Origin of the sequence: Embleya sp. NPDC050154, assembly GCF_044460165.1 — a bacterium.
In the GTDB taxonomy this organism is placed as follows: Bacteria; Actinomycetota; Actinomycetes; order Streptomycetales; family Streptomycetaceae; genus Embleya.
On sequence record NZ_JBITJP010000003.1, the window covers coordinates 474,199 to 496,083 of the forward strand.

Sequence of the window (21,885 nt, forward strand, 5' to 3'; positions counted from 1 at the left end):
ACGTTCCGAACGGGTCCGACGTCTCGAACGGGTCCGCCGACTTCGGTGGTTCTTCGTGTCGTTCGTTTCGCAAAAAGCACTACGTGCCTACCTGCCAATGTGTCGACGGAATTGGATACCGTGCGTCGCCGGTCAGCCGGTGTCCGCCGCGTCCGGGTGTCGAACCGCCCGAATACTCGCGCCGCACTTCGCGTTCGCGCGTCGCATCGCGCCTCGCGCGTCTCGCGTGTCGATCGGTCCGTCGCTACCGGGACGTGACGAGAACACCACGGGACACGGACGGATCGCGCTCGGGATCTCGCGGCGCAACAGAAGGTATAGGCGCGTTCGCGAGGAGGCTATCCATCCGACGCGGAATGCCCACCCGCGACCCGAAACACGCACCGTGGCCGACGACCAACCAACTCGCCGTACGGAGAGGGCGGTTCCCGAACCCCGGCTCGCGGCCGAGTCGGCTCGGTCCGACGTCGCGAGATCGGAGTCCCGGGCCACGCGAGCCAGGATCCCAGGTCCCCTGCGGGGGCCGCGATCCGGGCGACCGGTCGCCCCCGTGATCGTCGGTGCCCGCGGCTCGTGCGCTCGGGCTTCAGGCCGCCGGGGGTCGGCCCGAGACCCGGACGCGGATGCGTTCGCCCTGCTTGCCGAACAGGCTGAGCACCTCGACGTCGCCGTGGCCGCTGGATCCGAACCAGTGGGGGTGTCGGGTGTCGAATTCGGCGGCCTCTCCGGGGCCGAGGATCACGTCGCGTTCGTCCACGATCAGCCGGAGTCTGCCGGTGAGCACGTACAGCCACGCGTATCCCGTGTGGGTACGCATGACGGCCTCCGTCTCGTCTCGGGGGATCGTCACCCGGAACGCCCTGGGCTCGCCGGCCTGCTGCCGCGCGAGCGAGACGAAGACTCGCCCGTTCGATCCCCTCGGCTTCGGGACGACCCGAGGGGCGACCACTCGTGGGGCGGCCACGATGTCGTCCAACGACACCGCCAGAGCGGCGGCAATCGGCAGGAGCAGTTCCAGGCTTGGCTTGCGCTGCCCGGATTCGAGCCGTGACAGGGTGCTTTTGGAGATGCCGGTGATGTCGCCGAGCCGGGTCAGCGACAGATTCCGCTTCTCCCGGAGCCGGCGCAGTCGGGGTCCGATCCGGCCGAGGGTGGCGGCGATGGCGGGCAGGGAATCCATCGATCCATCACAACACGTCGTCCCGGTATCGGCAACGATTATTGCTCTTTCGGCATCACGAGCGTCACGGTCGTCTCGGAGGTGACAGTCATGACCGACCATCGTGATGTAGTGATCATCGGCGCGGGGGCCGCGGGCCCGAGCGTCGGAATCGTCGTGGCCAGGGCGCAAGCAGCCGTCCTGGTGGTGGACGACGGGAAGCCACGGAAGCTGCGGGCCGCGCGCGTACCCGGCTTCGGGTGCCGGGACAGCACGGCTCCGTCCGGGTGTTTGGCCATCGGACGCAGTGAATCCACCGGCTATGCAGGCGAGTTCGACCACGGGCGAGTAAGCGCGACCGGCACGATCATCGGCCGGCTCCGTGAACCGGACGTGACCACCGAGGCGGTCCGGCACGAGTGCGCCGGGGGTGTGGCCCGATGAGCACCACGAAGACACCGCAACAGCCGATCGCGGCGGGCCGACTTCCCTTCGGCGTGTACCTGCTCTCGTTCAGTCTCTTCGCGATGGGCAGCGCCGAGTTCCTGCTCGCCGGAGTGCTGCCGGCGGTCGCCGACGATCTCGACATCAGCCTCGCCGCCGCCGGCGGCCTGGTCACGGCGTTCGCGATCGGCGTGGTCGTCGGCGGTCCCCCGCTGGCCGTCTTCAGCCTGCGCTGGCCAAGACGCTCCGCGCTCGTGATCACCCAGGTCGTCTTCGCCCTCGCGGTCGCGGCCGGACTCGTGGTCGACGACTACGAAACGCTGCTCGCCACCCGATTCGTGGCGGGCATCGCCTACGCCGGCTTCTGGGCGGTCGCGGCCGTCACCGCGATCAGCCTGGTGACCCCCGACCGCACCGCACGCGCCTCCGGCGTCGTGGTCAGCGGGCTCGGCCTCGCCATGATCGCCGGAGGCCCCGCCGGCACGCTGATCAGCCACCTGTCCGGGTGGCGCGGCGGATTCTGGATGGTCGTGGCACTGACCCTGCTCGGTGCCGCCTCGGTCTTCTTCGCACTGCCCGTGACCACCGCACACCGACGACCGAGCATCAAGAGCGAACTCACCGCCATGCGACGCCCCCGGTTGTGGACCGTCTACGCCACGACACTGCTGAGCACCGCGGCGTACATGATCTCGTTCAACTACCTCGCGGCGCTGCTGACCGACGTGACCGGCGTCCCCGACGTGTGGGTCTCCGGGATCCTCGTCCTGTTCGGCGTCGGCGCCTTCATCGGGCTCTCCATCGGAGGCAGGATCGCCGACGAGCGCCCGTACCACGCGCTCCTGGCCGGAGCGATCGGAATCCTGCTCTGCTCGGTACTGCTCGCCCTGTTCGCGCGCCACGCCGTCGTGGTCGTCCCCCTGGTGCTGCTGCTCGGGATCGCGGGATTCGTGCTGAACCCCGCGATCTACGGCCGCGTGTTCACCATCGCCTCGGACGCCCCCACACTCGCCGGCGCCACCACGGTCTCCGCCTTCCAACTCGGCATCAGCCTCGTCCCGGTGCTCGCCGGAATCTCCCTCGACGCCGGAGCCGGGGTCATCTCCGTGGCCTGGATCGGCGCCGGACTCGCGGCGGCCACGGTCCTGGTCGTCCTCCTCGATCAGACGACGTCTCGGCGCCGTTCGCCGGTCGGGACAACCGTCGAGCCGATGCCACAGGAGTGAGCCGCACGCACGATCCGCGGCCCGGGAACGCCCACCCGGGCACGCGGCGGCGACGGCGCGGCCGGTGCTTTCCGCGGTCGGCCGAGGGAGTCCGAGGGTCGGCCGGTCAACGGCCCGCGGCGTGCGGGTGGCCTGGGGCGGCCGGGACTTCCGGGGCTCGGGTGATGGCGACCTTGAGGTGCTTCATGATCGGCTGATCGCTCTGTGTGCTGTAGTCGCCGATCGCGCACAACACGTTCATCTCGGGCATGTAACCGGCCGCGCAGCCGCGGGGAATGTCGTAGGGGACGGCGAGACAGCCGTGCAGGACGCGGGTGCTGCCGTCCTTGGCGGTGCTGGTGATGTCGACCGGGTCGAACTCCCGGACGCCGCGCTCGCGCATGTCGTCCCGGTTCATGAAGACGAGGGTGCGCAGGTTCTCGATGCCGCGGTAGCGGTCGTTGTCGGAGTAGATGGTGGTGTTCCACTGATCGTGGGAGCGCATGGTGCCCAGGGCCAGGGTGCCGGGGGCGGGGACGACGTCCGGCAGCGGGGCGGCGGAGAACTCCGCGCGTCCCGAGGGGGTCAGGAAGATCAGTTCGCGGGCGGGCTGCTTGATCCGGAACCCGAGCGGCAGCCGTACCCGGCGGTTGAAGTCCTCGAAGCCGTCCAGGGCTCGGGCCATGGTGTCGCGGATGCGGTCGTAGTCCTCGACGTACCACTCCCACGGGGTTTCGCTGTGCGGGAGGGCGGCGCGGGCCATGCCCGCGATGATGGCGGGCTCCGAGAGCAGGTGCGGGGACGCGGGCTTCTTCATGCCGACGGACAGATGGACCATGCTCATCGAGTCCTCGACCGAGGTGCTCTGGATGCCGCCCCGGCGGTGGTCCTTCTCGGTCCGCCCCAGGCACGGCAGGATCAGGGCCCGGCGGCCGTGCACGACGTGGCTGCGGTTGAGCTTGGTGCTGACGTGCACGGTGAGTTCGCAGGCACGCAGGCCGGCCTGGGTGTACCGGGTGTCGGGGGCGGCGAGGGCGAAGTTGCCGCCCATGCCGACGAACACCTTCACCCGGCCGTCGTGCATCGCCTCGATGGTGGTGACGGTGTCCAGGCCGGGCTCGCGTGGCGGCCGAATGCGGCAGACCTCGGCGAGCCGGTCCAGGAAGGTGTCGGCGGGACGGTGGTCGATACCGCAGGTGCGGTTGCCCTGCACGTTGCTGTGCCCGCGCACCGGGGAGGGACCCGCGCCTTCCCGTCCCAGATTCCCGCGCAGCAGCAGCACGTTGACGATCTCCCGGACGGTGTCGACGCCGTGTTCGTGCTGCGTGATGCCCAGGCACCAACTGAAGATGCTCCGGTCGGCCTCGCGGTACACGCGGGCCGCCTCGAGGATGTCGGCGCGACCGAGCCCGCTCTGGCGTTCGATCTCCTCCCAGGGCGTGCTCGCGCACAGCGCGCGGTACTCCTCGAAGCCCGCGGTGTGCCGATCGATGAACACCCGGTCCAGTGCCTCGGGATCGCCGGACGCCTGCTCCAGGATGGCCTTTGCCATGCCGCGCAGCAGTGCCATGTCGCCGCCGATGCGCGGTTGCAGATTCAGGGTGCTGGTCCTCGTCGACTTGAACAGGGCCATGTCGACGAACTCGTGCGGCACGATCGTGCGGGTCGCGGCGGCCTCCACCAGCGGGTTGACGTGCACGATGCGGGCGCCGCGGCGGTACGCGTCGGCCAGGGCCGTGAGCATCCGGGGCGCGTTGGAGGCGGCGTTGACGCCCATGATGAACAGCGCGTCCGTGCTCTCCCAGTCCTTGAGGTCCGCGGTGCCCTTGCCGGTGCCCAGCGATGCCGTCAGGGCGCGGCCGCTGGCCTCGTGGCACATGTTGGAACAGTCCGGCAGGTTGTTCGTGCCCAGCTCGCGGGCCATCAACTGGTAGAGAAAGGTCGCCTCGTTGCCGAGCCGGCCGGAGGTGTAGTAGGCGGCCTGGTTCGGGTCGTCGAGCTCGCGCAGGGTCCGGCCGATCAGTTCGAAGGCGTCCTGCCAACGGATGGGGACGTAGTGGTCGGACGCGGGGTCGTACACCATCGGCTCGGTCAGCCGGCCCTGGTTCTCCAGCGCGAAGTCGCTCCACTGCTCCAACTCGGTCACCGTGTGGGCGGCGAAGAACTCGCGGCCGACCCGTTTGCGGGTCATCTCCCAGGTGACGTGCTTGATGCCGTTCTCGCAGATGTCCAGGTGCAGGCCCTTGGTGTCGTCCGGCCACGCGCACCCGGGGCAGTCGAAGCCGCCGTTCTCGTGATTCATCCGCATGACGGCCCGGGATCCGTCCACCACGGCGCGCCCCAGCAGGAGGCCGGCCACACTCCTGGCCGCGCCCCAGCCCGCGGCGGGGTGCCGGTAGGGCCGAAACCGCGCGGGCTCCCCGGGCGCGGGACCCACTCCGGGCTCGACCCGGTCCTGCGGTTCCTCGGAGGCGTTCACGACGATCCCCTTCCGACGTCGGGGTACGGGCCCGGTGCCGCCGGGATCGCCGTGGACGCCGGGGTCGGCCGACGGGCTTTCCACCCTCGAGTCTCGATCGGCGGTGCGGGATCGGCGACCGCTGACGTCCGCCCGGGCGTACACTCGGCCGCTCGCGCGCGCCGGCGGCCCGACGCCGGGACGGTGGTCGGCGGTTGCGGGGCCGCGAACCGGCCGGGTGCACCGGCCGGGCGCGGGGTCGGGCGAGCGCCGGCCCCGCACCCGCACGGCACCGCGCGGGACCCGGCGCGCCGCGCCGTCACGGTGCCGGCCGCTCCTCCGGTCGGTCCGCGTCCCGGCGGGCCTGCCAGGTTTCGCGCAGGACCGCTCGGGCGTCCGCCACCGGACCCACGTGGCCGAGCTTGTCGGGGTTGATCACCGAGCGGATCGTCTGGATCCGACCGTCGAGGACGTCGAGCACCACGGTGTTGAGGACCCTGCCGTCCCGGTCCCGCAGGATCGCGCCGGGCTGACCGTTCACCCGGTGCGGCTCCACGACGCCGCCGATCCGCACGAACGGCGGGACGATCGCGGCGAGCAGCCGGGCCACGTTCCCGGCGCCGACGATGCCCCTGGCCCACTGCGGAGCCTTGCCGCCGCTGTCGCCGACCATGTGGACGTCGGCGGCGAGGAGTTCCCGCAACGCGTCGACGTCCCCCTCCCGGAAGGCGTCGAAGAAGCGTTCGGCGAGTTCCTCGCGCTCCTTGCGGTCGGCGTCGAATCGGGGACGGCCCTCGTCCATGTGCCGGCGGGCCCGCACCGCGAGCTGGCGGCACGCCGTCTCCGAGCGCCCCACCGCCGAGGCGATCTCCGGGAAACCGAAGGCGAACACCTCGCGCAAGACGAAGACCGCGCGCTCCAGCGGGCTGAGCCGCTCCAACAGCAGCAGGGCCGCCATCGACAACGAATCGGCCAATTCCGCCGAGCGCTCCGGGTCCTGGTAGGGGTCGGCCATCAGCGGTTCGGGGAACCACGGCCCGACGTACTCCTCACGCCGGACGCGGGCCGAGCGCAGGACGTCGATCGAGATCCGGGTCACCACTGCGGACAGGAACGCCTTGGTCGAGGCGGGCGTGATCGGGGAGCCGTCCCAGCGCAGCCAGGTCTCCTGGACCGCGTCCTCGGCCTCGCTCACGCTGCCCAGGATCCGGTACGCGATCGAGAACAGCAGCGGTCGCAGTTCCTCGAACTCCTCGACCCGCCTCACGCCGCCGCCTGCTTCCGGCCCCGGCGCCACGAGGGCGGCCGTCCCGGAACCCCGGCCCCGCCTGCCACGTACACCCGCATGACCGTCACCCTCCTGATCGGAACACACCCTCGACATCCCAGACGAGGCAGCCCCGGCGTTTGTGACATCACCCCGGAGCACGGGAAGCAGCGAGCGCCGACGGTGGCCGGCGGGATGGTCTACACCGGCAGCGACGACCGGAACGTGTACGCGCTCGACGTCGCAACCGGTGTCGGTGCCGTCTGGCAGGGTGGGCCGCATGGCCCAACCGCTCAAGGACATGATCAACGCGACCTCCGTCGCCACCCTCGCCGACGGTGTCGCCGCCGCGCACGGCGCGTTCCCCCGTGACCGCTTCGTCGCGGGCGCGCTCGCGGGGCTCGACGGCCGGGAGCTCAAGGCCCGGGTCGGTCACGTGGCGCAGTCCCTGCACGCGGCCCTGGACCTGCCGTTCCCGCAGGCCGCCCCGATCCTGCGCGCGGCGACCACGCACACCCGCCTGGACATGTGGAGCGGCTGGCCCGCCACCGACTACGTCGCCGTCCAGGGCGTCGACCACCTCGACGAGGCCATGTCCACACTCGCTGTGATCACCCCCTTCGCGACCGCCGAGTTCGCCGTACGCCCCTACCTCGACCGCGATCGGGACGCGGCGCTCGTGATCATCCGGGGCTGGGCCGACTCCGATGACGAACACCTTCGCCGGCTCGCCTCCGAGGGCACCCGTCCGCGCCTTCCCTGGGGCGCGCGCGTCCGCGGGCTGATGTCCCCCGGTCCGACCCTGCCCATCCTCGAGCGGCTGCGCGACGACCCGAGCGAGTACGTCCGCCGCTCGGTGGCCAACCATGTCAACGACATCGCGAAGGACCACCCCGAAACGGCCCTGGCCCTGCTCCGCCGCTGGCACACGGAGGGCGGCACGTACACCGACCGCGTCGTGCGGCACGCCGCCCGGGGCCTGTTGCGCGCGGGGCATCCCGAGGCGCTCGGCCTCGTCGGCGCGGCGCACGGCAGCGGCACCGTGGAATCCCTCACCGTCGCGGAAACCGTCGCGACCGGGGACCGCATCCCCTTCACCGTCACCGTCCGGGCCGAGGGCCCCGGGCCGCTGCTGCTGAAGTACGCGGTCCGCCGCGACGGTTCCCGCCGGGTGTTCCACCTGGCCGAACGTGTCGCACAAGCGGCCGACGACACCTTCACGCTCGCCAGGTCGCACTCCTTCCGTCCGGTCACCACGCGCGCCGAACCCCCCGGTCCGCGTGACCTCGACATCATCGTCAACGGCGAGGTCCGCGCGACGGCGCCCTTCACGCTGCTCCCGTGAGGTCCGCGCGCGGCGCCCGACCGGTCGTGCGCGGACCTCGTCCCGAGGCCGCGGGTGCGCGCGTTGCGCCGGCGGCGAGTCGGCACCTGCCCGGCGCCATGCCGAACTCACGCTCGAACGCCTTGGAGAACGCGAACTCCGAGGCGTAGCCGATCTGTTGGCCCACCGTGCCGAGCGGCGTGGGGGATTCGTGCAGCAGCCGACCGGCGGTGGTCGTCCGCCACCGGGTCGGGTGGGGCGGCGGCGCTCCGTCGACCTCGACGCGTCCATGAACGTTCCCGTGCTCGGAGCGATCGGCGAGACCGGACAAGCGCGCCGGCCTGGCAGGACGGCACCTGACGACATCCTGGCAGGCTGCTCGGTGGGCGGCCTCCCCCGGGCGGGGGAGGCCGTTCCCCCGGCTCGGGGATCCGCCGACCCGGCGGCTCCGGCTTTGCTTGCCCCATGACCGGAACGACGACGAACACACCGAACAACCCGGCTCGCGACGACCGCCGGGTGGCACCACCCCCCGGGCGCGGCGCATCGATCCGCCCCGCACGAGGCAGACTTGCGGCGCTCGCGCTGTTCTCCGTGGTGCTCGGCCTGGTGGGATCCGGCGCGGCGGCGCCGGCCGGGGCGCTGCCGGCGGGCGCCCCGCATGCCGACACGCGGCAGGCCGAGACCGACATCAGGGCCCGGATCGAGGCGATCCCGGGGATGCGGGTGACCGGCGAGAAGCCGGCCGCGCCGGGCATCCGCTACTTCGAGTTGACCTACCGTCAGCCGATCGATCACGAGCACCCCGAGCGGGGTTCCTTCGAGCAGCGGCTGAGCCTGCAACACCGATCGGTCGAGCGACCGATGGTCCTGTACACCAGCGGATACAACCTCGGTGCCGGGCCGAGCTTCCGCTCCGATCCGGCCACCGTGCTCGACGGCAACCAGATCTACACCGAACAGCGCTACTTCGGCACGTCCCGACCCGAGCCCGCCGACCTGGCGAACCTGACCATCCGGCAGGCCGCGGGCGATCACCACCGGCTGATCCAGGCATTGAAGGGCATCTACCGGGGCGCGTGGATATCCACCGGTGGCAGCAAGGGCGGCATGACCACGGTCTACCACCGTCGCTTCTATCCGAACGACGTCGACGGCAGCGTCGTCTACTCCGCGCCCAACAACACCGACGACCGTGACGACAGCGCGTGGGACACGTTCCTCGCCACCGTGGGCACCCCCGAATGCCGGGCGGCGCTACAAGGTGTGCAACGCGAAGCGCTGGTGCGGCGCGACGAGTTGGTGGCCCGCTACGGGCAGTGGGCCCAGGCGAACGGCGAAACGTTCGACACGCTCGGGAGTGTCGACAAGGCCTTCGAACTCGCGGTCCTGCGCCTGCCGACGATGTTCTGGATGTACGCGGGCGAGCCGAGTTGCGCCGGTGTGCCCACTCCGGCCGCGACTTCCGACGAGTTGTACGCGTGGCTCGACGGGATCACCCGATTCAGCGTCTACACCGACCGCAGCGTCGAGTTCTTCCAGCCCTACTTCTACCAACTCGGCACTCAGCTCGGATACCCGCAGGTCGCCGCGCCCCATCTCGACGGCCTGCTGCGTCACCCCGGGATCCAGGAGGTGCGCAGCTACGTACCGCGCGACATCCCGCTGCGCTTCCAGCCCGGGGCGATGCGCGACATCGACCGGTGGGTGCGGTTCCGGAGCAGCGAAATGCTCTTCCTCTACGGCGAGAACGACCCCACGCGCGCGGAGCCGTTCCGACTCGGCCCCGGCAGCCGTGACGCGCAGGTCCGGATCGCGCCGCACACCGGCCACAGCCTGACCATCGGGGCCCTCTCCCCCGCGGATGCCGCCGCCGCCACCGCCACGCTGCGTCGGTGGGCTCGGGTGTAACCCCGACCACGGCGGGCGATACGCGCCCGCGCCGGGTCACGGCGTGCGATCGCATGCCGTGACCCGGTCACGGGGGTCACGTGCCGGCCAGTGCCTCGGTCGGGGTCAGCCGGGAGGCGCGGATCGAGGGGTAGACGCCGGCGACCATGCCGACCAGGATCGCGCCGCCGAAGCCCGCCGCGACCGAGGCCGGCGAGAGCACTGCGGGCCAGTGTTGGAACCAGGTGTCCAACGCGGTGCGATACACCCCGCACGGCGGGAGCGTGACCCTGCACGCCTACCGGGACGGACCGCAGGTCGTCTTCGAGGTGACCGACACCGGAACCGGCATCGCGGCCCACGATCTCCCGCACGTCTTCGACCGGTTCTGGCGCGCCGACAAGTCCCGCAACCGCCGCACCGGCGGCAGCGGCCTGGGCCTGGCCATCACCCACCGCCTCACCCACGCCCATGCCGGCACGATCACGGCCCGCAGCACCCCCGACGTCGGCTCGGTCTTCACCATCCGCCTGCCGACCTGAGCAATCCCCCATGAGCTGCCCGCAAACGCAACTGCCCTCGGGCATCCGCCGGTCGACCCGAGCGACCCTCGGGCTAGCGGGTGGACGGCGGCGCGGCATCGCGTTCCCGGATGAACTCGTCCAGCCGGGCGAGTTGTTCGGCGGTGAACGCACTCTCGGGCACGGCGGTCACGCACCGCGGCGTCGTGCGGATCACCAGCAGCCCGAACTCCCGCCGCACACCCAGGGTGGTCGACCAGCGCGTGCTCGTCGTACCCACGCCGGGCCGTTCGCGCGTGAATTCCTCGTCGTCGAGCACGATGTCGATCGCGCCCTGCTTGATCAGCGCACGCACCTGTCTGGCGTGGAGGAACAACAGGGCGAACACGAAGAAGAACAGCCACACACGCATGAGGCCCTCCTGCGTGAAGACGGCCAGGAGCGCGACCGCGGGCAACGCGACCAACCCCCGACGGCCCCACTTCCGATAGGCCGCGAACATCGCCGCGGCACCGGTCCGCCACGTGTAGGTGTACGTCGTCGAGATCAGCATGTGCGGATGCTAGAGGGAGCGCGCAACACCCGATCCGGCGGCCCTCCACGGCCACCGGTCGACCCCGGGCGACAACTCCCCCCGCCGGCCACAGGATCGGCAAATCCACGCCCGGATCTGCTGTGAGCGGATAAGCCCTGAGCGGATCCGCTCAGGGCAGATCGGCTTGGAACCACCGTGTGCGACGGCCCAGGGTGGAGGCATGAGCGATGACACGAAGCTTTTCCCCGAACGCACCCGAAACGAGCTGTACGCCAAGCGCGTCCTGCTCCTGGACGGCCCGTTGGACGACGACAACGGCACGTTGCTGACGACGCAGTTGCTCAACCTGGCGGCGGAGGACCCCTCCGAGGACATCGCGCTGTGGATTCACTCGCCCGGCGGCTCGGTGCCCTCGATGCTCGCGATCCGCGACGTCATGCGCCTCGTCCCGTGCGACGTGTCCACGCTGGTGCTCGGAATCGCCTACAGCGCGGGCCAGTTCCTGCTCTCCGCGGGAACGCCGGGCAAGCGCCGGGCGCTGCCGCACTCCCGGGTGTTGATGCACCAGGGCTCGGCCGGGATCGCCGGGAGCGCCGTCGACGTCGAGTTGCAGGCCAACGATCTCCGGCATACCCGGGACACGGTGCTCGGCCTCATCGCGCAGGACACCGGGCAGCCCGTCGAGCGCATCTTCGAGGACTCGCTGCACGACCGCTGGTACACCGCCCAGGAGGCGCTCGACTACGGCTTCATCGACGCGATCGTGCAGGAGTTCCACGAGGTCGCACCACGCGGCGCCCGCCGCAGCCCGCAGAACGCCGGATTCCGGGGAGTGTCGCGATGAGCACCTACACCATTCCGAACGTCATCACCCGCGACTCCCGCGGCGAACGCATCATGGACGTGTACTCGCACCTGCTCGCCGAGCGCGTCATCTACCTGGGGACGGGCATCGACGCGGGCGTGGCCAACGCGCTCGTGGCGCAGTTGTTGTTCCTGGAGGCGGACAACCACGAACGCGACATCCAGTTCTACATCAACTGCGAAGGCGGCGACCCCAGCGCCATGCTGGCGGTGTACGACACCATGCGGTACATCCGTTCGGAGGTCGCCACCACATGCGTGGGGCAGGCGGTCGCGGTGGGCGCGGTCCTGCTCGCCGCAGGGGAACCCGGCAAGCGCGCCGCCCTGCCCCACGCGCGGGTGGTGCTCCATCAACCCGCCGCGCAGGGACGCGGCACGATCCCGGACCTGATCCTGCAGGCCGACGAAGTGGTGCGCGTCCGCGCGGACATCGAGCGCATCCTGTCCCGGCACAGCGGTCAGAGCACGGCCACCCTGCGCGCGGACACCGACCACGACCGGGTCTTCACCGCGACGGGAGCCAAGGAGTACGGGCTCGTCGACGTCGTGCTCGAGGAGCGCTGAGGCGCCCCGACCGGCGCGCCCCCGCTCCCCGACGGCGTACGGTCAGGCCGCCAGGGCGAAGGCGGCATGGCAGACCGGGGTGGAACGTCCCGCCGGCCGGGTGCTCCTCAGGTTCTCGCCGACCGCGAGGGTCAGATCGACGAGGCTCACCCCCAGGGCGCCGCCGACGGCCGCGATCATCTCGCTCGACGGCTCCTTGAGGCCGCGTTCCACCTCGGAGAGGTACTGCGGCGACACGCCCGCGCGACCCGCCGTCTCGACGAGTGTCTCGCCGCGATCGTGTCGTAGCGAACGAAGCTGCTCACCGAGCGCGTGCCGCCACAACGGCTCGCGGCTCGGCGGCGCGGCAGCGCGCCGCGGCTCGGGTGCGCGGTGCTGGTTGTCGGCGGCACGGGGCGAACGCTTGTCGTCGGCGGCACGGGGCGAAAGCGGTGGGGCGGTCTCGGCCATGCCTCATGGTAGGCCGCCCCTCGCCCTGTTTCGAAGTTGTCCGCCCGCAGCGGAATCCGGCGAGCCGCGCGCCGCGGCGACCTCGACCACCGGTAGGTGCCGGCCGTGTTCGTACCCGACCGCCATGGGGTGCGCCACGATTGACATGGAGTGCACTCCAACACCTAGCGTCGTGGGCGAACGATCACGAGCCCGGGAGGCACCGACATGACCGAAACACCCACCCGATACCTGGGGGAACTGGCGGTCTCCGCACAGGGCCTGGGCTGCATGGGCATGAGCCACGCCTACGGCGCCTCGGACGACGAGCAGTCGATCGCGACGCTGCACCATGCCCTCGACCTCGGGGTGACCCTCCTGGACACCTCCGATTTCTACGGTGCCGGGCACAACGAGGAGCTCATCGGGCGTGCCATCGCCGGGCGCCGCGACGAGGTGGTGGTGGCCACGAAGTTCGGCTTCGCCAACCGCCTCGGCGAACCCACCCGGGTGCGCGGCGACGCGGCCTACGTACGGCAGGCGTGCGACGCGTCGCTGCGCAGGCTCGGGGTCGACCACATCGACCTCTACTACCAGCACCGGGTCGACCCGCGGGTGCCGATCGAGGAGACCGTCGGCGCCATGGCCGACCTGGTGCGCGCCGGGAAGGTCCGACACCTGGGCCTGTCCGAGGCCGGCGCGAACACCATCCGGCGGGCGCACGCGGTACACCCGATCACCGCTCTACAGAGCGAGTGGTCGGTGTGGACCCGCGACCTGGAGCCGGAGATCGCCCCGGTCTGCCGCGAGTTGGGCATCGGACTCGTCCCGTTCTCCCCCCTCGGGCGCGGCTTCCTGACCGGCCGGTACAACTCGGTCGCGGAACTGGCGGAGACCGACGTACGGCGCAGCCAGCCGCGCTTCGCGGACGGCAACCTCGAACGCAACCTGGCGATCGTCGCGAAGCTGAACGAACTGGCCGCGGCCAAGGGAGTCACCGCCGGACAACTCGCCCTGGCCTGGGTGCAGCACCGGGGCGACGACGTGGTCCCGATCCCCGGCACGCGGCGCCGGCGCTATCTGGAGGAGAACCTCGCGTCCCTGACGATCGCGTTGTCCGCCGACGACCTGGCCGCCATCGAGGCCGCCGCTCCGCCCGAGCAGATCGCGGGCACCCGCTACGACGCGACCAGCCTCACCTTCGTCGACGGCTGAGCCCGCCTCGGGCGCGCCGGCGTTTTCGGTAGGGCACCGTTTCCGACCCGAGTCGCCGTCGTTATCCCGGGGATCGTGGTCACGACACGTCGCGTCGCAGTGCTCGACCGGCCAACGCGCCCGTGGGTCGCCCGTCGCGCAGTGCGGCGGTCCCGTTCACCAGGACGTGCCGCATACCGCGGGCGTAGCTTGCCGGATTCGCGTACGTCGCCGTGTCCAGCACGTCCTCGGCCGAGAAGATCGCCACGTCGGCGTGTGCCCCGACCCGGAGCGCTCCTCGGTCCCGCAGGCGCAGCGTCGTCGCGGGCAGGCTCGTCATCCGCCGTACGGCCTGCTCCAGCGTCACGATCCCCTCGTCGCGCGCGTAGCGACCCAGCACCCGGGCGAAGCTTCCGAACGCCCGCGGGTGCACGGGATGGTCGGCGAAGCGTTCGTCGACCGCGGGTGCGTCCGAGTCCGAGCCCACCGACACCCAGTCCCGCTCGAAGGCGAGTCGGATGTTGTCCTCGTTGCCGATGAAGTAGGCCGCGTCGGCGTGCGGCGCGGCGAGGACGATGTCCAGCAGGGTGGTGACCGGGTCGACGTCGCCTCGGGCCTTCGCGATCTCCGCGACGGTGGATCCGGGGGTGACACCGATGTCCGGATGGTTCGACAGGATCACGACGCCTTCGGCGCCGCCGCTCATCCGCCACAGGCTTTCCCAGTCGCCGCCGTCGCGCACCGCGTCGGCGATCGGCGAGCGCTCCCGCGGATCGCCGAGACGCTCCCGGAGCCGCTCGGGTCCACCGAGGTGGAAGGGCGGCGGAATGGCGAACGCCAACGCCGTACTGCCGGCCGCGTAGGGGTAGATGTCCGCGGTGACGTCGACACCGGCCGCCCGGGCCGCCTCGATCCGGTTCAGGACCTCGCGCATCTTGGTCCAGTTGTCACGGCCCGCGGTCTTCAGGTGGTAGATCTCGGCGCGCGCACCGGAGGCCCGGGCGATGTCGAGGAGTTCCTCGACGCCTTCCAGGAGGTGATCGCCCTCGTTGCGCAGGTGCGAGATGTACAGGGCGTCATACCGCGCCAACACGCGTGCGTAGGCGATGAGTTCGGACGTGGTGGCGTAGGTTCCCGGTGGGTAGATCAGCGCGGAGCCGACCCCCAGTGCACCGTCCGCCAGTTCCTGTTCCAAAAGCGCGCACGCGCTGCCGATGTCGTCGTCGCTCAGCGGGCGATCCTCGAGGCCGGCGACGGACATCCGCAGATTGTCCGCCCCGACGAAGCTCGCCACGTTCTGGCCTACGCCGCGCGATTGAAGCTCCTCCAGGAAGTCCCGCAACCGAGGCCACGAGCGGCGGGTTCCCTCGGGGACCGCGCCGAACTCGACCATCCCCTCGGTCATCGCGCCGGCCACCGGACCGAGCGAGACGCCCTCGCCGAAGACCTGCGTGGTGACACCCTGGTAGAGGTCCGACAGGCCCCGGGGGTCCGTCTGGAGCGTGAAGTAGGCGTGGCTCAGCACGTTGACGAAGCCGGGGCAGACCACACAGCCCCGCGCGTCGATCTCGTCGCGGCCCCGGGTCGCGCCGACATCCCCGATCGCGACCACCCGCCCGGCGTCGATCGCGACATCGCCGTCGAACGCGGGCGATCCGCTTCCGTCGACGACGGATCCTTCGCGGACAACGAGATCGACCTGCATACGGAACCTCTTCGAGTACGGGTGGGCCGGTTCCCCGGTGGCGCCCCTCAGTATCGCCGCGGCCGTGCCCACGGGGTTCGGGCCCGGGCACGAGCGATACGTCGAAGGTGTGTCCATCCGTACGAAGACGAGGACGGGGACGAGGCCCCGACCGGAGAACGGGGACGAGGCCCCGACCGGAGGACGAGGACGAGGCCAGGATCGGAGGACGAGGACGACGCGGGGCCACGGCCGGAGGACGACGCCTCGACCAAGGGCGCCTCCCCCGTCGGAGCGCGCCCGCCCCGACACCGGCCCCGACCGCGCGCCCGCTACCCGGCCGCGACGCCGGACCCTACGCTGCTGTGCGTGGTTGTCGTGCAGGCCGAGATCGCCGATTCCGGAGGCGTACGTGGTGCGTGACGGTGCGAGATTCGACGTCGTCGTGGTCGGGGGCGGGCACAACGGCCTGGTCGCGGCCGCGTACCTGGCGCAGGCGGGCCGCTCGGTCCTGGTGTTGGAACGGCTCGACGAAGTCGGCGGTGCGGCGGTGTCGTGCCGGCCGTTCCCCGGGGTCGACGTGCGCCTGTCGCGATACTCCTACCTGGTCAGTCTGCTGCCTCGCAAGATCGTCGACGACCTGCGGCTGCCGCTCACGCTGCGCCGACGCCGGGTCGGCTCGTACACCCCGCTCGGCGACCGCGGCCTGCTCGTCGACGCCGCGGACCACGAACGCACCCGCGCCGAACTCACCCGCTTCGCCGGCCCGCGCGAGGCCGACGCGTGGGAGCGCTTCGGCGCGGCCACGGCGCGACTGGCCCGTCGGGTGTTTCCCACCCTGACCGAACCGCTGCGCTCCGCGGCCGAATTCCGCCGGCTGGTGGACGACGAACGCCTGTGGGACGCACTGTTCGCGCAGCCCCTGTCGGGCCTGATCGAGGCGGAGTTCACCGACGACACGGTGCGCGGCGTGGTGGCGACCGACGCTCTGATCGGCACGTTCGCCCCGATGGACGACCCCGCGCTGCGGCAGAACCGCTGCTTCCTCTATCACGTGGTCGGCGGTGGCACGGGAGATTGGGACGTACCGGTCGGCGGCATGGGAGCCGTCACCTCGGGCCTCGCGGACGCGGCCCGCGCCGCAGGCGCGCGGCTGCTCACCGGGGCGTCGGTGACCGCCGTGGATCCGGACGGCGAGGTGCGGTACACGATCGGCGGCCGGGACTGTCGTGTCACGGGCGGGCACGTACTGGCCGCCGTCGCTCCCGACACGTTGGCCCGGCTCCTCGGCGAGCCTCCGGACGGGCCCGCGCCGGAGGGATCCCAGCTCAAGGTCAACATGGTCCTGGCCCGACTGCCACGGCTGCGTGACCCGCTCGCGGACCCGCACCGGGCCTTCGCGGGCACCTTCCACGTCAACGAGGGATACGCGCAGCTCGCGGCGGCGTACGACCGCGCCGCGACCGGGGGCATGCCGGCCCTGCCGCCGGGCGAGATGTACTGCCACACCCTCACCGATCCCTCCATCCTGGGTCCAGGCCCCCGGGCGGCGGGCGTGCACACGCTGACGCTGTTCGGCCTGCACATGCCCGCGCGGCTGTTCGCCGACGACAACGACGGCGCCAGGGCGAAGGCGCTGCGCGCGATGCTCGACTCGGTCGACAGCGTCCTGGCCGAGCCGATCGAGGACTGCCTGCTGCGCGACGGCGACGGCAACCCGTGTCTGGAGGTCCGCACACCACTGGACCTGGAGCACGAACTCGGGCTGCCTGCGGGGCACATCTTCCACCGGGACCTGTCCTGGCCATACACCCGGGACGCCGAGGCGCACGGCACATGGGGCGTCGAGACGGCCCACGAGCGAGTCCTGCTCTGCGGGGCCGGCGCGCGCCGCGGCGGCGGCGTGAGCGGTATCCCCGGCCACAACGCGGCCATGGCAGTCCTCCGGACGAGTCCGACCCGACGCGCGCGTTGAGCAGGCCCGCGCGTCGTGTAGGCGTCGACCCCGTGGCACCACGACATCCGGGGCGCGGACGCCACGGGCACGCCCGACTCGCGCGTCGGCCGTCCGCTCGCGCCCTCGTGGCGAACCCGACGTGCCGTCCGCCGGAAACCCTCACGAACGAGGGCGATGCGCCCTAGCCTGAAACGGGATCGGTGCCGCGCGTGACGCGGGGACCGTTGGGGGGCCGCGCCGGTTTTCGGTCGCGGTGAAGCAGTGGGGGTACGGGATGTCAGGCACTACGGCACGCGCGAACGTCCTCGGCAAAACCCTGTGCGTGGGGTCGGTCGCGGGATCGCTGGTCGCCTGCGGGGTGGTCGTACAACAGGCGGCGCCCGCGTTGACCGTCGAGGTCGCCCGCATCATGATGGCGCAGGGCGGCGCGATCACGATCCGGCAGGCGCTGAAGCTCACGGTGTCGGTTGTCGGGCCGATCCTCCTGGACCAACTGACCGGCACCACCGGGTCGGGAAACGCCGTGACCCAGGTGGGCACCAAGGCCGTCGAGAACGACTGGACGATCGTGGTGCGGCGAAAGGTCGGCGCCACCGTGCAGAACACCGGGTACAAGGTCGCCTACGCGGGCAAGGTGCACGTGATCACCAACGGCCGGACCATCCAGACCTTCGAGCCCAGCAGGAAGCTGATCACCATCGACGCGGCGTCCGACACGCCCACCACCGTCGCCGTCGTCGACAGCCTGGAGCAACCCATGCGCAGCTCGGGCAAGTTCCGGGTGCTGGCGGCCGGCAAGTACACCGATTTCGACTTCGACACGGACAAACGTTCCGGCTCGCGCAAGGGCACGGACCTGCACGTGACGCTCAGCGGCCCCTCCGGCGCGCACGGCGCGGTGTACGCGAACCACTCGGGCGAGGGCAAGCCGTCCCTGTCCGACTGCGTCACCGTACGACCCGACGCGTGGACCACCGACTTCGGCAAGCTGAACATGCGCAAGCCGTACTGCGTGCAGACCAGCGAGGGCCGGTTCGGCACCTTCGGCATCAGCAGCACCGGCGAATACTCGTACACCATGTGGCAAACGGCGTCGAGCCTCCCCTGAGGCAGCCGCGGCCGGACGGTGCCGGACGGGTCCGCACCCGCCCGGAGCGGTCCGGCCGCCCGCGCTCACCCGGACGGTTCCGGCGGCTCCGGCACCGTCCGGTCGCGGAGATCCACCAACCGCCGGAGGTCGTCCTTCGCGGACTCCCTTTCCTCGGCGGTGAGTTGCACCTGATCGGCGCGCGTGAGCGCGTCCGCGGCGGTCTTCTCGTCCCCCAGGCGCCCGGCGACATCCGCGCGCAGCACGAGCAGGCGCAGCAATTGCGCGGGCGTGGGCCGCTCGTCCGGGAGGTCCAGTACTCGGTCGATGATGCTCGCGGCACCCGCCGGATCCTCCTTGGAGTCGGCGAACAACGAGGCATGGTGCAGCGCCCGGGCGAAGGTCTCCTCGGGGGCGGGACGATGGTGTTGTTCCGCGCTCGTCGGCTGCCCGATGCGGAGGCAGTTGCCACCCGGATCGGTGACGAGGAACTGCCTTACCCCGTAGGACATTTCCTTCAGCGGCCCGATGCGCGGCAGCCCACGGGTCGGGATCCGTCCATACGTCGCCTTCAGGCCGGCCCGGAACGCCTCGTACAGCCCGTCGACGTCCTCGGTGTGGATGTAGCACGTGCTGTACGACTCGGCCGGCTCGTACTGCCTCAAGCCGAAGAACTGGAGCTCGATGTCACCGCGTTCGACGACCGCGTAGGGATTGGGGCTCTTCTGGAGGTAGGTCGTCTCGAACCCGAGCGCCACATAGAAGTCGACGACGGGTCGGATGGTCCGGCACGGCAGAATCGGAACGGTCTTCTCGCCCATCCGCACAGCCTAGCCGGCCCGTTTGCGCCCGCTCGCCCGACGGCCACCGGCGCATCGCCGGGTGAAGAACTGCCGATCCCACCACGACGGTGGGGCCGGTCCCGGGTGGGGCCGGTCCCACCGCGCGGGGCGGGGTCGACCCGCCGTCACCCGACCGAAGCAGCCGCCTCGTCCTCGGGCAGCGGCGCTCGGCCGACGAGCGCGCGCGGCGCGGGCGCCTTGCCGCAGAACGCCGACTCCAGGGTGTCGCCCAGGATCGTGTTCACGGTGCCGTTGTTGGTGACGTTGGCCACCGAGGTGACGCTGCGTCGGCCGTCACGAGTGGTGAACGCGTAGGTGTAGTAGCCCTGCACGGTCCCGGTGTGCCCGTAGACCGAGATGCCGCAGGAAAGATCCCGTCGACGCAGACCCAGACCGTAGAAGCGGGTCCCCGAGGTATCGCTGGGTGTCATCTGCACCATCTGGTCCAGGAGGTCGGCGCGCAGCAGTCGGCCGCCCAGCAGCGCCGAGACGAAACGGTCGAGGTCGCCCGGGCTGGAGATCATCGCTCCGGCCGACTGGGCCCAGGAGACGGTCTGTTCGGTCGAGTCCACCAGCGGCGCGCCCGCCTCGTCCGGGGTGAGGTAGCCGCGGATGCCCTTGCCGGCGATGCCGGTCGCGGGGTGCACGTACCGGGTGTCCCGCAGGTGCAGCGGGCCGATGATCCGTCGCTCGTATTCCTGCCGCACCGTGCCGCCGGTCAGCTTTTCGATCAGGGCCCCGACGACCACGAAGTTGCTGTTGGAGTACTGGTAGGTGGTGCCCGGCACGGCCGTCGCGGGATGCGCGGTGGACAGCGCGATGAGTTCGTCGTAGGTGAAGACCTTGTTGCGCACCGCCTCGAAGCCCGGGACGGTTCGGGCGAACATGTCGTTCGAGTAGTCCCACAGCCCGCTCTTGTGCGTGAGCAGATGGCGCACGGTGATCCGGGTGTCCGGCAGGACGCCGGGCAGGTAGCGATCGACGGGCGCGTCCAGGTCGACGACGCCCTCACCGACCAACTGCATGAGCACGACGGTGGAGAAGGTCTTCGTCACGCTGCCGATGCGAAACCGCGCGTTCGTGTCCATGCCGGCGCCGGTCGCGGTGTCGCTCACGCCGGCCGTCTCGCGGTACACGGTGCGACCCTCGTCGATCCGGGTCATCGCCCCGGGAGCACCGGCCGCCAGTGTCCGGGTCAGGACATCGCGCAATCCCGCGAGGTCCGGTGCCGGGAGGGTCGCCGTGCCCTGCGACCGCGACGAGCCGGCCGCCTCCGGACCCGATACCTCGGCCGCCGTCGCGGGGCCGACGGTAACGGCCACGGCCAGCAGTGCGGTTGCCGCCGCGGTGCGTGTTCGTGAAATGCGTCGCAAGAGGTTGCTCCCATGTTCTTCGAACATTTACGGCCGGGACGTCGAAGGCTCGCCGAACATGTCGGCCCACCGGACCGAGGCGACGCGGAGTACCCGCACCCGATCCCGTCGGCCCTCGAATTCCCGTCGGTCCGACGGTAGTCGATCAACGGACGCGGCTCGCCCGAGGCGTGATCGGCGCGTGGGGGTGACGGTCGTCCGGCGCGGGTGGGAACACGTGCGCGACGACGGCCCCGACCGCCCGTCGGCGGGTTACCGAGTCGTCTGCGACAGGTGGGTCTTGGCGTCCTCGTACGTACCGGTGCCGGCGGAGTCGGCGCGGGTGTAGACGAGGTGGAGCACGCCGGACCCGAACGTCGTCGACGAGATCAAACGCAGCGGGATGGTGTCGTCGCCTTCGTCGAACAACCGCATGCCCTTGCGAACCACGATCGGGTGCACCAACAGGTGCAGCTCGTCCAACAGGCCGGCTTCCAACAGCCGGCGCACGATCGAGATCGAGCCGCTGAGCGAGATGTCCCCGCCCGGCTCGTTCTTCAGGGCGGTGACGGCTGCCACGAGCTCGCCCTCGAGCTGCTCGGAATTGCGCCACGTGAAGTCGAGCTCGCGCCGCGACACGACGATCTTGCGCGCGTCGCCCAGCACCTTGGCGAAGGCCGCGTCCTCACCACCGGCCGCCTCCCGCTCCGGCCACGCCCCGGCAAAGCTGTCGTAGGTCTTGCGGCCGAGCAGAATGGTCTCGGAGGTGCCCAGCATCGAACCGACCGCGGCGCCCATCTCGTCGTCGAAGTACGGGAAGTGCCACTGGTCGGGTGCCTCCACGACGCCGTCGAGCGAAACGAACAGGCCGGCGGTGATCTTCCGCATGGTGGTCCCCAGGGTGTGTCGAAGGTCGGTGAACTCTGTCATGGGGTAGACGACCGCCGGCGGCAGAACTCATCGCGGTTTCACGATCGTTTCACGAGACATCGCGAAACCGACGGCAACCACGCCACGACCCACGCCGCGACGAGCGCGAACGGCACGTCGCGCCATGGGAGCGGCATCGGTCCCGCATGCTCGGGGCGCCTTCGACGACCGCCTCGCCG

At 71.0% G+C, this 21,885-nt stretch carries 21 protein-coding genes and 1 pseudogene; 11 read left to right on the top strand and 11 right to left on the bottom strand.

The window, feature by feature from the left end; genetic code table 11:
- Positions 1 to 586: 586 nt before the first annotated feature.
- Complete coding sequence (locus ACIBSV_RS08715) at positions 587 to 1,180, bottom strand: helix-turn-helix domain-containing protein (RefSeq protein WP_395860670.1); 594 nt, start codon at positions 1,178 to 1,180, stop codon at positions 587 to 589.
- Positions 1,181 to 1,270: 90 nt separating this feature from the next.
- Between ACIBSV_RS08715 and ACIBSV_RS08720 the strand changes: the two genes are divergently transcribed.
- Together ACIBSV_RS08720 and ACIBSV_RS08725 are read left to right on the top strand one after the other, a co-directional pair.
- On the top strand, positions 1,271 to 1,603 hold the full coding sequence (locus ACIBSV_RS08720) for a hypothetical protein (protein ID WP_395860672.1): 333 nt from the start codon (positions 1,271 to 1,273) through the stop codon (positions 1,601 to 1,603).
- Positions 1,600 to 2,829: a Cmx/CmrA family chloramphenicol efflux MFS transporter gene (locus tag ACIBSV_RS08725; protein ID WP_395860674.1), complete on the top strand. Its 1,230-nt coding sequence runs from the start codon at positions 1,600 to 1,602 to the stop codon at positions 2,827 to 2,829. The genes ACIBSV_RS08720 and ACIBSV_RS08725 overlap by 4 nt, the downstream gene beginning before the upstream one ends.
- 106 nt (positions 2,830 to 2,935) lie before the next feature.
- Here ACIBSV_RS08725 and ACIBSV_RS08730 read toward each other — a convergent pair whose 3' ends face one another.
- Positions 2,936 to 5,287, bottom strand: a complete 2,352-nt coding sequence (locus ACIBSV_RS08730; RefSeq protein ID WP_395860676.1) for an FdhF/YdeP family oxidoreductase — start codon at positions 5,285 to 5,287, stop codon at positions 2,936 to 2,938.
- A 298-nt stretch (positions 5,288 to 5,585) separates the two neighbouring features.
- Positions 5,586 to 6,533, bottom strand: coding sequence for an RNA polymerase sigma-70 factor (locus ACIBSV_RS08735; RefSeq protein ID WP_395860678.1), 948 nt, complete (start codon positions 6,531 to 6,533; stop codon positions 5,586 to 5,588).
- A gap of 78 nt (positions 6,534 to 6,611) precedes the next feature.
- Here ACIBSV_RS08735 and ACIBSV_RS08740 point away from each other — a divergent pair, with 78 nt between their 5' ends.
- Entirely contained in the window at positions 6,612 to 6,905 is a 294-nt protein-coding gene (locus ACIBSV_RS08740; protein ID WP_395860680.1) for a PQQ-binding-like beta-propeller repeat protein, read from the top strand.
- Positions 6,814 to 7,878, top strand: a complete 1,065-nt coding sequence (locus ACIBSV_RS08745) for a DNA alkylation repair protein (protein WP_395860682.1) — start codon at positions 6,814 to 6,816, stop codon at positions 7,876 to 7,878. The genes ACIBSV_RS08740 and ACIBSV_RS08745 overlap by 92 nt, the downstream gene beginning before the upstream one ends.
- Here the strand turns inward: ACIBSV_RS08745 and ACIBSV_RS08750 are convergent.
- Positions 7,862 to 8,188, bottom strand: coding sequence for a hypothetical protein (locus tag ACIBSV_RS08750; RefSeq protein WP_395860684.1), 327 nt, complete (start codon positions 8,186 to 8,188; stop codon positions 7,862 to 7,864). The two genes, ACIBSV_RS08745 and ACIBSV_RS08750, sit on opposite strands and share 17 nt — an antisense overlap.
- Before the next feature lie 134 nt (positions 8,189 to 8,322).
- Between ACIBSV_RS08750 and ACIBSV_RS08755 the strand changes: the two genes are divergently transcribed.
- Positions 8,323 to 9,768, top strand: coding sequence for a S28 family serine protease (locus tag ACIBSV_RS08755; RefSeq protein WP_395860685.1), 1,446 nt, complete (start codon positions 8,323 to 8,325; stop codon positions 9,766 to 9,768).
- A gap of 76 nt (positions 9,769 to 9,844) precedes the next feature.
- Here ACIBSV_RS08755 and ACIBSV_RS08760 read toward each other — a convergent pair whose 3' ends face one another.
- Complete coding sequence (locus ACIBSV_RS08760; RefSeq protein WP_395860993.1) at positions 9,845 to 10,000, bottom strand: ABC transporter permease; 156 nt, start codon at positions 9,998 to 10,000, stop codon at positions 9,845 to 9,847.
- On the opposite strand from ACIBSV_RS08760, the pseudogene ACIBSV_RS08765 reads away from it, so the two are divergent.
- Positions 9,987 to 10,289, top strand: a pseudogene (locus tag ACIBSV_RS08765) (sensor histidine kinase); the annotation flags it as partial. The gene ACIBSV_RS08760 and the pseudogene ACIBSV_RS08765 overlap by 14 nt on opposite strands.
- 73 nt (positions 10,290 to 10,362) lie before the next feature.
- Here ACIBSV_RS08765 and ACIBSV_RS08770 read toward each other — a convergent pair.
- Positions 10,363 to 10,821, bottom strand: coding sequence for a hypothetical protein (locus ACIBSV_RS08770; RefSeq protein ID WP_395860687.1), 459 nt, complete (start codon positions 10,819 to 10,821; stop codon positions 10,363 to 10,365).
- Between the two features lie 202 nt (positions 10,822 to 11,023).
- On the opposite strand from ACIBSV_RS08770, the gene ACIBSV_RS08775 reads away from it, so the two are divergent.
- Together ACIBSV_RS08775 and ACIBSV_RS08780 are read left to right on the top strand one after the other, a co-directional pair.
- Entirely contained in the window at positions 11,024 to 11,647 is a 624-nt protein-coding gene (locus ACIBSV_RS08775) for a ClpP family protease (RefSeq protein WP_395860690.1), read from the top strand.
- Positions 11,644 to 12,231, top strand: coding sequence for an ATP-dependent Clp protease proteolytic subunit (locus ACIBSV_RS08780; RefSeq protein ID WP_331770318.1), 588 nt, complete (start codon positions 11,644 to 11,646; stop codon positions 12,229 to 12,231). The genes ACIBSV_RS08775 and ACIBSV_RS08780 overlap by 4 nt, the downstream gene beginning before the upstream one ends.
- 42 nt (positions 12,232 to 12,273) lie before the next feature.
- Here the strand turns inward: ACIBSV_RS08780 and ACIBSV_RS08785 are convergent, their stop codons facing one another.
- Positions 12,274 to 12,681: a helix-turn-helix domain-containing protein gene (locus ACIBSV_RS08785; protein ID WP_395860693.1), complete on the bottom strand. Its 408-nt coding sequence runs from the start codon at positions 12,679 to 12,681 to the stop codon at positions 12,274 to 12,276.
- Positions 12,682 to 12,888: 207 nt separating this feature from the next.
- Here ACIBSV_RS08785 and ACIBSV_RS08790 point away from each other — a divergent pair, with 207 nt between their 5' ends.
- Positions 12,889 to 13,875, top strand: coding sequence for an aldo/keto reductase (locus ACIBSV_RS08790; protein WP_395860694.1), 987 nt, complete (start codon positions 12,889 to 12,891; stop codon positions 13,873 to 13,875).
- A gap of 79 nt (positions 13,876 to 13,954) precedes the next feature.
- On the opposite strand, the gene ACIBSV_RS08795 is transcribed toward ACIBSV_RS08790, so the two are convergent.
- Entirely contained in the window at positions 13,955 to 15,559 is a 1,605-nt protein-coding gene (locus tag ACIBSV_RS08795; RefSeq protein WP_395860696.1) for an amidohydrolase family protein, read from the bottom strand.
- 391 nt (positions 15,560 to 15,950) lie between these two features.
- Between ACIBSV_RS08795 and ACIBSV_RS08800 the strand changes: the two genes are divergently transcribed.
- Both ACIBSV_RS08800 and ACIBSV_RS08805 read left to right on the top strand, forming a co-directional pair.
- A complete protein-coding gene (locus ACIBSV_RS08800; protein WP_395860698.1) occupies positions 15,951 to 17,513 on the top strand; it encodes a phytoene desaturase family protein in 1,563 nt (520 codons plus the stop codon).
- Between the two features lie 256 nt (positions 17,514 to 17,769).
- On the top strand, positions 17,770 to 18,603 hold the full coding sequence (locus ACIBSV_RS08805) for a hypothetical protein (RefSeq protein WP_395860700.1): 834 nt from the start codon (positions 17,770 to 17,772) through the stop codon (positions 18,601 to 18,603).
- 65 nt (positions 18,604 to 18,668) lie between these two features.
- Here ACIBSV_RS08805 and ACIBSV_RS08810 read toward each other — a convergent pair whose 3' ends face one another.
- The 3 genes from ACIBSV_RS08810 to ACIBSV_RS08820 form a co-directional block, all read right to left on the bottom strand.
- Positions 18,669 to 19,403, bottom strand: a complete 735-nt coding sequence (locus ACIBSV_RS08810) for a bleomycin resistance protein (protein ID WP_395860702.1) — start codon at positions 19,401 to 19,403, stop codon at positions 18,669 to 18,671.
- A 146-nt stretch (positions 19,404 to 19,549) separates the two neighbouring features.
- On the bottom strand, positions 19,550 to 20,746 hold the full coding sequence (locus ACIBSV_RS08815; protein ID WP_395860703.1) for a serine hydrolase domain-containing protein: 1,197 nt from the start codon (positions 20,744 to 20,746) through the stop codon (positions 19,550 to 19,552).
- Between the two features lie 303 nt (positions 20,747 to 21,049).
- Positions 21,050 to 21,664, bottom strand: a complete 615-nt coding sequence (locus ACIBSV_RS08820; protein WP_395860979.1) for a dihydrofolate reductase family protein — start codon at positions 21,662 to 21,664, stop codon at positions 21,050 to 21,052.
- Positions 21,665 to 21,885 lie beyond the last annotated feature (221 nt).

Coding starts and splice junctions, on each gene's coding strand:
- ACIBSV_RS08810 (WP_395860702.1), bottom strand. CDS start 19,403: ATGGGCGAGAAGACCGTTCCGATTCTGCCGTGCCGGACCATCCGACCC.
- ACIBSV_RS08780 (WP_331770318.1), top strand. CDS start 11,644: ATGAGCACCTACACCATTCCGAACGTCATCACCCGCGACTCCCGCGGC.
- ACIBSV_RS08820 (WP_395860979.1), bottom strand. CDS start 21,664: ATGCGGAAGATCACCGCCGGCCTGTTCGTTTCGCTCGACGGCGTCGTG.
- ACIBSV_RS08740 (WP_395860680.1), top strand. CDS start 6,612: ATGACCGTCACCCTCCTGATCGGAACACACCCTCGACATCCCAGACGA.
- ACIBSV_RS08775 (WP_395860690.1), top strand. CDS start 11,024: ATGAGCGATGACACGAAGCTTTTCCCCGAACGCACCCGAAACGAGCTG.
- ACIBSV_RS08715 (WP_395860670.1), bottom strand. CDS start 1,180: ATGGATTCCCTGCCCGCCATCGCCGCCACCCTCGGCCGGATCGGACCC.
- ACIBSV_RS08795 (WP_395860696.1), bottom strand. CDS start 15,559: ATGCAGGTCGATCTCGTTGTCCGCGAAGGATCCGTCGTCGACGGAAGC.
- ACIBSV_RS08720 (WP_395860672.1), top strand. CDS start 1,271: ATGACCGACCATCGTGATGTAGTGATCATCGGCGCGGGGGCCGCGGGC.
- ACIBSV_RS08725 (WP_395860674.1), top strand. CDS start 1,600: ATGAGCACCACGAAGACACCGCAACAGCCGATCGCGGCGGGCCGACTT.
- ACIBSV_RS08805 (WP_395860700.1), top strand. CDS start 17,770: ATGTCAGGCACTACGGCACGCGCGAACGTCCTCGGCAAAACCCTGTGC.
- ACIBSV_RS08785 (WP_395860693.1), bottom strand. CDS start 12,681: ATGGCCGAGACCGCCCCACCGCTTTCGCCCCGTGCCGCCGACGACAAG.
- ACIBSV_RS08770 (WP_395860687.1), bottom strand. CDS start 10,821: ATGCTGATCTCGACGACGTACACCTACACGTGGCGGACCGGTGCCGCG.
- ACIBSV_RS08790 (WP_395860694.1), top strand. CDS start 12,889: ATGACCGAAACACCCACCCGATACCTGGGGGAACTGGCGGTCTCCGCA.
- ACIBSV_RS08745 (WP_395860682.1), top strand. CDS start 6,814: ATGGCCCAACCGCTCAAGGACATGATCAACGCGACCTCCGTCGCCACC.
- ACIBSV_RS08755 (WP_395860685.1), top strand. CDS start 8,323: ATGACCGGAACGACGACGAACACACCGAACAACCCGGCTCGCGACGAC.